This is a genomic window from Lysobacter xanthus (assembly GCF_047159895.1).
Genome location: NZ_BAAGAB020000027.1, coordinates 24,704 through 33,989, shown reverse-complemented (window position 1 = coordinate 33,989; position 9,286 = coordinate 24,704). Strand labels below are relative to the sequence as shown.

Below are 9,286 nucleotides of genomic sequence, written 5' to 3'. Positions count from 1 at the left end.
CGACCACGCGATAGGCGCCACGGACATAGAGCACGGAACTGTCGTGCATGCGGACCTCCCTTCCGCCGAGCGCGTCCGATCCTGGACGCCGGTGCCGCTTCGCGACGGTGCAAGCGTACCGCATGTGTCGGCCACGGCAACGGGCCGCTAGCATGCAATCTCTCCACCGCCGCCGGGCGAGACTGCGCCGATGCCCCCCACTTCCGCCCTCGTCTCCCCCCTCGGCCAGCTGCAGGCGGTCTGCGAGAACGCCACCGTCGCGCTGTTCGTGATGGACGAGCGCCAGCACTGCATCTACATGAATGCCTCGGCCGAGGCGCTGACGGGGTATCGGCTGGACGAGGTGCGCGGGCAGCCGCTGCACGACTTCGTGCACCACACGCATCCCGACGGCCGGCCCTACCCGCTGGCGGACTGCCCGATCGATCGCGCCGCACCGCAGAACATGCAGGAGCAGGGCGAAGAGGTGTTCGTGCATCGCGACGGGCACTTCTATCCGGTGGCCTTCACCGCCAGCCCGATCCGGCAGGACGGGCGCGTGGTGGGCACGGTGATCGAGGTGCGCGAGATCAGCCGCGAGAAGCAGCGCGATGCCGAGGAGGTGGCGGTGCGCCAGCTCTCCGAGCTGATGCTGCACGAGCTCGACCTGGGCCGGATGGTGCAGGCCGTCACCGATACCGCCACCCGGCTCACGGGCGCGGACTTCGGGGCGTTCTTCTACAACGTGGAGCAGGCGGGCGGCGACGCCTACATGCTCTATGCGCTGTCGGGCGTGCCGGCCGAGAATTTCTCCAAGTTCGCGCATCCGCGCGCTACGCCGCTGTTCGGCCCGACGTTCCGGGGCGAAGGCACGATCTGCATCGAGGACGTGCTGCGCGACCCGCGCTACGGGCAGTGGGCGCCGCACCACGGCATGCCGGAGGGCCATCTGCCGGTGCGCAGCTACCTCGCCGTGCCGGTGAAAAGTGACACCGGCGAGGTGCTGGGCGGGCTGTTCTTCGGCCACGCGAAACCCGGGGTATTCACCACCACGCACATGCGCACGGTGGAGTCGCTCGGGGCGCTCGCGGCGATCGGCATGGCGCGACTGCGCCAGTTCCGCGTCGCGGAAGCCGAGGCCCGCGAGAAGGCGACCCTCTACCAGGAGGCGAGCCGCGCGAGCCAGATGAAGGACGAGTTCCTCGCCACGATCTCGCACGAGCTGCGCACGCCGCTGACGTCGATCCTGGGCTGGAGCGGCATGCTCGCCTCGGGGCGGCTGGCGCCCGAAATGGCGGACCGCGCGGTGGCGACGATCGACCGCAATGCGCGCGTGCAGGCGCAGATCATCGAGGACCTGCTCGACATCTCGCGCATCGTCAGCGGCAAGCTGCACCTCTCGGTGCGCGACATCGATCCCGCGCAGCCCGTCGAAGCGGCGATGGATGCGGTGCGCCCCGCCGCCCTCGCCCGCGACGTGCGGCTGGAGGTGCACGTCGCGCGCGACGTCGGGCGCCTGCGCGCCGATCCCGACCGCCTGCAGCAGGTGGTGTGGAACCTCGTCACCAATGCGGTGAAGTTCACCGACCGCGGCGGCCGGGTGGACGTCGACCTGCGTCGCACCGACACCGACATCGAGCTGCGCGTGCGCGATACCGGGCGCGGCATCGCACCGCAGTTCCTGCCGTACGTCTTCGACCGCTTCAGCCAGGTGGACGCGTCGTCGACCCGCGAGCACGGCGGCCTGGGCCTCGGCCTGTCGATCGTGCGCCACCTGGTGGAGATGCACGGGGGCACGGTGGACGTGTCGAGCGAGGGCGCCGGCCGCGGCACCGAATTCACCGTGCGGCTGCCCGTGTCGACGGCCCCCGCCGAAGCGCCGCTGGACCGTCGCCGCGTCGACCCGACGTCGGTGCCGGCCGAGCCGGGCCTCGATGCGCTGGCGGGCCGCCACATCGTGCTGGTGGAGGACGATGCGGATTCGCGCGCGATGCTGGCCGCGGTGCTTGAAGCGCATGGCGCGCGCGTGGTCGCCTGCGCTTCGGCCGCGACCGCGCTCGACGTGCTGCGCGGCACGCGGCCCGACGTGGTGATCAGCGACATCGGCATGCCCGGCATGGACGGCTATGCCTTCATCGAGGCCTTGCGCACGTGGGAGACGGGCATGGGCCGCAGCGCCGTGCCGGCCATCGCGCTCACCGCGTATGCGCGGGCCGAGGACCGCATGCGCGCGCTGGCGAGCGGCTTCCAGGTGCACGTGCCCAAGCCGGTGCAGCCGGCGGAGCTGGTGGCGGTGGCGCAGTCGCTCAGCGGCTGGCGGGGCGAGCCGACGTAGCGCGGTATCCTGATGGGCTCCCGTTTCCGACCAGGCCGCGCGCCATGAGCCTCAAGCAGCGACTCACCGACGACATGAAGGCCGCCATGAAGGGCGGCGACAAGGCCACGCTCGGCGTGATCCGCCTCGTCAACGCGGCCATCAAGCAGAAGGAAGTCGACGAGCGCGTGGAGCTCGACGACGCCGCGGTGCTGGCCGTGCTCGACAAGATGGTCAAGCAGCGCCGCGACTCGGTGACGCAGTACGAAGCCGCTTCGCGCGAGGACCTGGCGCAGATCGAGCGCGACGAGATCACCGTGATCGAGCGCTACCTGCCGGCCAAGCTCGGCGAGGCCGAGATCGATGCGGCGATCGACGCGGCCATGGCCGAAACCGGCGCCTCGGGTGCGGCCGACATCGGCAAGCTGATGGGCGTGCTCAAGCCGCGGCTGGCCGGGCAGGCGGACATGGGCCTGGTGTCCAAGCGGGTCAAGGCGAAGCTGGGCTGATCCGCCGCGGCGTCGCGGCGACCGCTCGCGACGCCGTGACGCCCGCTGCGCGAGGCTGCCGGCATGGCCCCGTCCGTCCCCCCCGAAACGCCCGGCAACGCGGGCACGACGCCGGCCGCGACCGGCAGCACGCCCGCCGCGGCCGACGCTCCGCCGGTGGTCGCGCAGCTCGATCCGACCGAGAAGGCGTCGATCACCCAGGCCGACGGCGCGCCGCCCCCGGTCGACGTGCGCAAGGTGGTGCGCCGCGCGAGCATCGGCTCGCTGCCGATGGCACTGCTGCGGCGGTTCCTCGATTCCGAAGTGATCACCCGCGCCGCCGCGCTGGCCTTCTACGCCGCGCTGTCGATCGGCCCGCTGGTGCTGCTCCTGCTGTGGCTGACGGCCTCGAGCGAGGCGATGCAGACCGCGGTGGTCGCGCAGGTCGGGATGCTCGTGGGGCCGGAGGCGCAGTCGGTCGCGCGCACGATCCTGCAGCAGGCGGCCTCCACGCCCGACACCGGTTCGATCGCCGGCTGGTGGAGCGTGGGGCTGCTGATCGCCGGCGCGAGCGCGGTGTTCGTGCAGCTGCAGGACGCGCTCAACCGCATCTTCCGCACCGACGCCACCGCCCTGCCCGGCCTGTGGAACTGGGTGCAGAAGCGCCTGCTCTCGTTCGGGCTGGTGCTCGCCGTGGTGTTCCTGCTGGTGGTCTCGATGACGGTGACCACCGTGCTCGACCTCACCATCGGGCGCTTCGCGCGCGGCGAGGGCCTCGCGGCGATGCTGGCAGCGCTGATCGTCTACGCCTTCACCTTCGCGCTGATGTACCACTTCCTGCCCGACCGCCGCGTGCGCTGGCGGCTCTCGCTGGCCGGCGGCGCGCTCACGTCGGTGCTGTTCGTCGCCGGCCGCGGCGCGATCGCCTGGTACCTCGCGCACCAGGGCACGGCCTCGGCCTACGGCGCGATGGGCACGCTGGTGCTGACCATGCTGTGGATGTACTACGCCGCGATGATCCTGTTCGGCGGCGCGGTGGTGACGGCGACCATCGACGAGCGCCTCGGGCCGGCGCCGGCGCCCGTCGCGAACGCCTGAGGCGTCGCAACGGCTGAGGCACGGCTCTGCGAGCGTCGACAACGGCGAGGCATCGATCGACGGCGGTCGCATCGCGTCGCGCGGGCCGCGCCGGGAAAGCCCGCTGCGATGCGCGGCTCGCAGGGCCGCATCCGGCGCGCGCGGGCCCGTCCGGCACGCCGTGCCCCGCCCGGTGCCCCGCGCTGCGATACTCGTCGACGAGATTCCCGAACCGCCCCGATGGCCCGCATCCCCGACGCTTTCATCGACGATCTCCTCGCCCGCACCGACATCGTCGAGGTGGTCGGCAGCCGCGTGCCGCTCAAGCGGCAGGGCAAGGAGTTCTCCGCGCGCTGTCCGTTCCACGACGAGCGCTCGCCGAGCTTCACCGTCTCGCCGGTCAAGCAGTTCTATCACTGCTTCGGTTGCGGTGCGCACGGCACCGCCATCAGCTTCGTCATGCAGTACGACCGGCTGGAGTTCCTCGACGCCGTCGACGAGCTGGCCAAGCAGGTCGGCATGGAGGTGCCGAAGGACACGCAGCAGCGTGCGGCTGATCCGCAGCTGCTCGAGCTGTACGCGATGCTCGAATCGGCCACGACCTTCTTCCGCCAGCAGCTCGCGTCGAGCGCGAAGGCGCGCGAGTATTTCGAACGACGCGGCGTATCCGACGCGGTGCGCGAGAAGTTCCAGCTCGGCTACGCGCCGGACGGCTTCGAGGCGCTGAAGAACGCGCTCGGCACCAGCCCGCAACGGCTCGCGCTGCTCGAGCGCGCGGGCCTGTTCTCCAAGAACGACACCGGCCGCGTCTACGACAAGTTCCGCGACCGCGTGATGTTCCCGATCCACGATCGCCGCGGGCGTCCGATCGCCTTCGGCGGCCGCGTGATCGACAAGGACGACGGCCCGAAATACCTCAACTCGCCGGAGACGCGCCTGTTCCACAAGGGCCGCGAGCTCTACGGCCTGTGGCAGGTGCGCGGCGCGAACTCGAAGATCGAGCGGCTGATCGTCGTCGAGGGCTACATGGACGTGATCGCGCTGTTCCAGAACGGCGTGACGCAGGCCGTGGCCACGCTCGGCACCGCGACCACGTCCGACCATGCCGAGCTGCTGTTCCGCAACGCGCCCGACGTCTTCTTCTGCTTCGACGGTGATCGCGCCGGACGCGGCGCGGCGTGGAAGGCGGTGGAATCCGTGCTGCCACGCATGAAGGACGGGCGGCAGGCGTTCTTCCTGTTCCTGCCCGAGGGCGAGGACCCCGACAGCATCGTGCGCAACGAAGGTCGCGACGGTTTCGAGGCGCGCCTGCAGTCGGCGACGCCGCTGTCGCAGTTCCTGTTCGACAGCCTCGCGCACGACGTGAACCTCGCGACGCTCGAAGGCAAGGGACGCCTCGCCGAGCGCGCGAAGCCGCTGCTCGCCCAGATTCCCGACGGCGCCTTCGCCGACCTGATGCGCCAACGGCTCACCGAGCTCACCGGCGTCGGTGCACGCACCGCGTCGCCGGACACGCACGTGCCCGCGCAGCGTGCGCGCACGCCGGGCCGGCATGCCCCGCCGCCGAAGCAGAGCCTGGTGCGCAGCGCGATCCTGCGCCTGCTGCACAAGCCCGCGCTCGCGCTGGAGATCGCCGCCGATCCACCGTTCGCGATCCTGCGCCAGCCCGGCGTTCCGCTGCTCGTCGAACTGATCGGCCTCGTGCATGCGCGGCCCGACGTCGGCGCGGCCGCGCTCGTCGAGCATTTCGAGGGGCGCGAGGAACACGAGCCGCTGCAGAAGCTCGCGGTGCAGACGCTGCCGGGCATCGACGCGAAGTGGCGCGAGGAGCTGCTCGACAACGTGCGCCAGCTCGAGCAGGCCACGATGCAGCAGCGCGTGGACGAGTTGCAGGCGAAGATTTCCGAGGTCGGCATGTCCGGCCTGGACGACTCGGAAAAGGCCGAGCTGCGTACGCTGCAGGTGCGACGCAGCTGATCCCGGTCCGCCGGACGGCGATCCGCGCATGCGATGGCGGCGATATCGTGCGCCATCGCCTCGCACACGGACCCGCCATGCGCCTTCTGCCTGCCTTCGCCCTGCTGCTCGCCCTCGCCGCCCCGCTCGCCCGCGCCGATGCGGTGGACCCGGTGAAGGACCTCCCCGGCAGCGCGGATCCGGCCTGGCTCAAGCGCTTCGAAGGCAGCGTCATCGTCAATTACGACCATCGCGACTTCGACGCGGTGTCGCTGCCGGCGTCGCCGCTCGTGCTCAAGCCCGGCACCAGCGATGCGCACAACAACACGCTCGCCGAGCCGCGGCGCTCGGTGACCGCCGAGGGCGAGGTGACGCGCCTGCTGTACGTCGTGCCGGGCGGACATTCGACGCTGGAAGTGATGCGCGGCTATGTGGACACGATCCGCGCGGCCGGCGGCCGGTCGCTGTTCGGCTGCACGGGCGGCACGGGCGGCTGCGGCGGTGCGCTGCGCGGCAGCGACGACGGCGGTGGCGACCAGGGCCTGCTGATGCGCCTGTATCCGGAGACGATCGCGAAGGCGCCGACGCTGGGCACCGCCGACTGCGCGGACGACGGCATGACCGACCAGCGCTACCTGCTCGCGCGCCTGCCGGACGGCGCGGGCGGCCTGCGCACGCTCGCGGTGATGGCGTGGACCGTCGCCGGCAACGGCAATTACTGCGCGGCGATCAACGGTCGCACGGCGGTGCTCGTCACCGCGATCGCGCCGAAGGCACGGCAGGACCGCATGGTGACGGTGACCGCCGGCGACATGGCGAAGGCGCTCGCCGCCGAGGGCCGCATCGCGCTCTACGGCCTGTACTTCGACACGAACAAGTCGACGGTGAAGGACGCCTCGCGACCGACGCTCGAACAGATCGCGACGCTGCTGAAGGACGCGCCCGCGCTCAAGCTGCAGGTGGTCGGCCATACCGACAACGTCGGCGACGCGGCGGCGAACCTCAAGCTGTCGACCCGGCGTGCGGATGCCGTGGTCGCCGCGCTCGTGGAGGACTTCGGCATCGACGAGGCGCGCCTGCAGGCGGCCGGCGCCGGGATGACCAAGCCGATCGCCGACAACGGCAGCGAGGCGGGCCGCGCGAAGAACCGGCGCGTGGAGCTGGTCAAGCGCTGAGCCGGTCGCTCAAGCGGCAAGGCCCCAGGCGCAGGAATCCATCGACAGCGTGCCGTAGGTGAGCCCGCCTTCGATCCAGTCGGGTGCGTCGCCCTGCCCCGCGCCGAGCGCGACCAGCAGCGGCAGGAAGTGTTCTTCGGTCGGATGCGCGCGCACCGCATGCGGCGCACGGCGGCGGTAGTCGACGAGCGCGTCGACGTCCCCGCGCAACGCCGCCTCGCGGATCCAGTCGGCGAAGGCCTGCGCGTACTCCGGGTCGCGCACGTCGCGGCGGAACTCGAACAGGTTGTGCGTGAGGCTGCCCGAACCGACGACGACGATCCCGCGCGCGCGCAGCGGCGCCAGCGCGCGGCCGAGTCGCAGGGCGCCGGCGGCATCGAGCGACTGCGGCAGCGAGACCTGCAGCACGGGCAGGTCGGCCGCCGGGCGCAGGTGCATCGCCGGCACCCAGGCGCCGTGGTCGCGCCCGCGCGTGGCGTCGATGCGCGCATCGAGCCCGGCGGTGCGCAGGGCTTGCACGACTTCGTCCGCGACGGCCGGTTCGCCGGGTGCTTCGTAGCGCAGCCGGTAGAGCGCCTCCGGGAAGCCGCCGAAGTCGTGGATGGTCTCGGGTCGCGCGGCGCCCGTGACCTCGAGCCCCGGCGTCATCCAGTGCGGCGAGACGATGACGATCGCGGGCGTGCCGTCGAGCCGGCGGCCCAGCGCCGCCAGCTCGGGGCCGAGGCGGCCGGGCTCGACGGCGAACATCGGCGAGCCATGGGAGACGAACAGGGCGGGCGACGGGGACATGCGGGCGGCTCCGGTGCGGCCGCGAGGCGGCCATCCCCCGAATCTGGGCGCCGCCCCGTCACGGCGCCATCGTCGCGCCCGCAATCGACCGTCCCGCGAACGGGACGACGCGGCCGCCTCGCGTTCAGCGCGCCTCAGCGGGCGTCGCGAACGACCTCGCCGCCCTTCATCACGAAGGGCACGGCTTCCAGCGTGCGGACGTCCTGCGCGGGGTCGCCCGGCACGGCGATGAGGTCGGCGAAGCGACCGGCCTCGACCACGCCGACGTCCTTGCTGGCCAGCGCCTGCGCGGCATTGACCGTAGCTGCCTGGATCGCCTGCACCGGCGTCATGCCGTACTTCACCATCACCGCGAACTGCTTCGCGTTGTCGCCGTGCGGATACACGCCGGCGTCGCTGCCGAAGACCATGCCGACGCCGGCCTTGAACGCCTTGCGGAAGTTCTCGCGCTGGATGTCGCCGATCTCGCGGTCCTTGCGCAGGTTGTCCTCGAGCACGCCGTTCTTCTTGCCCTCGGACTGCGTGTAGTCGGTGTTGTAGATGTCCATCGACAGCCATGCGCCGCGCTGCCTGGCGAGGCGGATGCCTTCGTCGTCGATGAGCGAGGCGTGCTCGATGGTGTCGACGCCGGCGCGGATCGCGTCCTTGATGCCCGCCGCGCCGTGCGCGTGCGCGGCCACCTTCATCGACGCCATGTGGGCCTCGTCGACGATCGCGCGCATCTCGTCGAGCGTGAGCTGCTGCGCACCCGGCTCGTCGCCGTGGCTGAAGACGCCGCCCGTGGCGCAGATCTTGATCACCTGCGCGCCGTACTTCTTCAGCGTGCGCACCACCTTGCGGCCTTCCTCGGGGCTGTCGACGTTGTACGCGCCCTTCTGGTCCATCGACGGCGGGAAGAAGGTGGAATCGCAGTGGCCGCCGGTGGCACCGACCGCGTACGTCGCGGTGACCACGCGTGGGCCGGTGATCTTGTGCTCGTCGATCGCCTGCCGCAGGCCGACGTCGTCCCAGGCTTCGCTGCCGACGTTGCGCACGGTGGTGAAGCCGGCGGCCAGCGTCTTCTGTGCGTTCGGCACCTGCAGCACCGACCAGAAGCGGTCGCCGAACTGCAGGCCGGTGTAGCCGCCGTAGGTCGGGTCGCTGTCGAGGTGCACGTGCATGTCGATCAGGCCGGGCAGCAGCGTCATGCCGGGCAGGTCGACGCGCTTCGCGCCGGCGGGCACGCTGTCGCCGGCATGGCCGATGGACACGATGCGCTCGCCCTGCACCAGCACCTGCGGATGGTCGACATAGCGGCCGGTGCGCACGTCGAGCAGGCGATCGGCGGTCACCACGGTGGCCCGCGGTGCCGGCTGTGCGCCCGCGGCGAACGCGGCGGCCGCGAGGGCGAGCAGGAGCGCGGAACGGGCGGGGACGGACGACGGAAAGCGCGGGATGGCGGGCATGTCGGCAACGCGTTCGGAGAGGCGGCCAGTATAGGCAGCCGCACCGGTGCGCCCGCCCGACGG

7 protein-coding genes are annotated in these 9,286 nt (G+C 71.7%); 5 read left to right on the top strand and 2 right to left on the bottom strand.

Annotation, left to right across the window (positions count from 1 at the left end; genetic code table 11):
- The first annotated feature begins 190 nt into the window (after window positions 1-190).
- The 5 genes from ACY35P_RS08695 to ACY35P_RS08675 all read left to right on the top strand — a co-directional run bounded on the left by ACY35P_RS08695 (window position 191) and on the right by ACY35P_RS08675 (window position 6,989).
- On the top strand, window positions 191-2,314 hold the full coding sequence (locus ACY35P_RS08695) for a hybrid sensor histidine kinase/response regulator (protein ID WP_462115436.1): 2,124 nt from the start codon (window positions 191-193) through the stop codon (window positions 2,312-2,314).
- A gap of 44 nt (window positions 2,315-2,358) precedes the next feature.
- Window positions 2,359-2,802: a GatB/YqeY domain-containing protein gene (locus ACY35P_RS08690; RefSeq protein WP_462115435.1), complete on the top strand. Its 444-nt coding sequence runs from the start codon at window positions 2,359-2,361 to the stop codon at window positions 2,800-2,802.
- Between the two features lie 63 nt (window positions 2,803-2,865).
- Window positions 2,866-3,879 carry a YihY/virulence factor BrkB family protein gene (locus ACY35P_RS08685; RefSeq protein ID WP_462115434.1) on the top strand — a complete coding sequence of 338 codons (1,014 nt, stop codon included), beginning with the start codon at window positions 2,866-2,868 and terminating at the stop codon, window positions 3,877-3,879.
- Between the two features lie 219 nt (window positions 3,880-4,098).
- Entirely contained in the window at window positions 4,099-5,835 is a 1,737-nt protein-coding gene (dnaG, locus tag ACY35P_RS08680; RefSeq protein WP_462115433.1) for a DNA primase, read from the top strand.
- A gap of 77 nt (window positions 5,836-5,912) precedes the next feature.
- Window positions 5,913-6,989 carry an OmpA family protein gene (locus ACY35P_RS08675; protein ID WP_462115432.1) on the top strand — a complete coding sequence of 359 codons (1,077 nt, stop codon included), beginning with the start codon at window positions 5,913-5,915 and terminating at the stop codon, window positions 6,987-6,989.
- A gap of 9 nt (window positions 6,990-6,998) precedes the next feature.
- Here ACY35P_RS08675 and ACY35P_RS08670 read toward each other — a convergent pair whose 3' ends face one another.
- Both ACY35P_RS08670 and ACY35P_RS08665 read right to left on the bottom strand, forming a co-directional pair.
- The gene (locus ACY35P_RS08670) at window positions 6,999-7,778 is read right to left on the bottom strand and encodes a dioxygenase family protein (protein WP_462115431.1); all 780 of its coding nucleotides are present in this window, start codon (window positions 7,776-7,778) and stop codon (window positions 6,999-7,001) included.
- Window positions 7,779-7,912: 134 nt separating this feature from the next.
- On the bottom strand, window positions 7,913-9,223 hold the full coding sequence (locus ACY35P_RS08665; RefSeq protein WP_462115430.1) for a Xaa-Pro dipeptidase: 1,311 nt from the start codon (window positions 9,221-9,223) through the stop codon (window positions 7,913-7,915).
- Between the last annotated feature and the right edge of the window lie 63 nt (window positions 9,224-9,286).

Coding starts and splice junctions, on each gene's coding strand:
- ACY35P_RS08695 (WP_462115436.1), top strand. CDS start 191: ATGCCCCCCACTTCCGCCCTCGTCTCCCCCCTCGGCCAGCTGCAGGCG.
- ACY35P_RS08690 (WP_462115435.1), top strand. CDS start 2,359: ATGAGCCTCAAGCAGCGACTCACCGACGACATGAAGGCCGCCATGAAG.
- ACY35P_RS08685 (WP_462115434.1), top strand. CDS start 2,866: ATGGCCCCGTCCGTCCCCCCCGAAACGCCCGGCAACGCGGGCACGACG.
- dnaG (WP_462115433.1), top strand. CDS start 4,099: ATGGCCCGCATCCCCGACGCTTTCATCGACGATCTCCTCGCCCGCACC.
- ACY35P_RS08675 (WP_462115432.1), top strand. CDS start 5,913: ATGCGCCTTCTGCCTGCCTTCGCCCTGCTGCTCGCCCTCGCCGCCCCG.
- ACY35P_RS08670 (WP_462115431.1), bottom strand. CDS start 7,778: ATGTCCCCGTCGCCCGCCCTGTTCGTCTCCCATGGCTCGCCGATGTTC.
- ACY35P_RS08665 (WP_462115430.1), bottom strand. CDS start 9,223: ATGCCCGCCATCCCGCGCTTTCCGTCGTCCGTCCCCGCCCGTTCCGCG.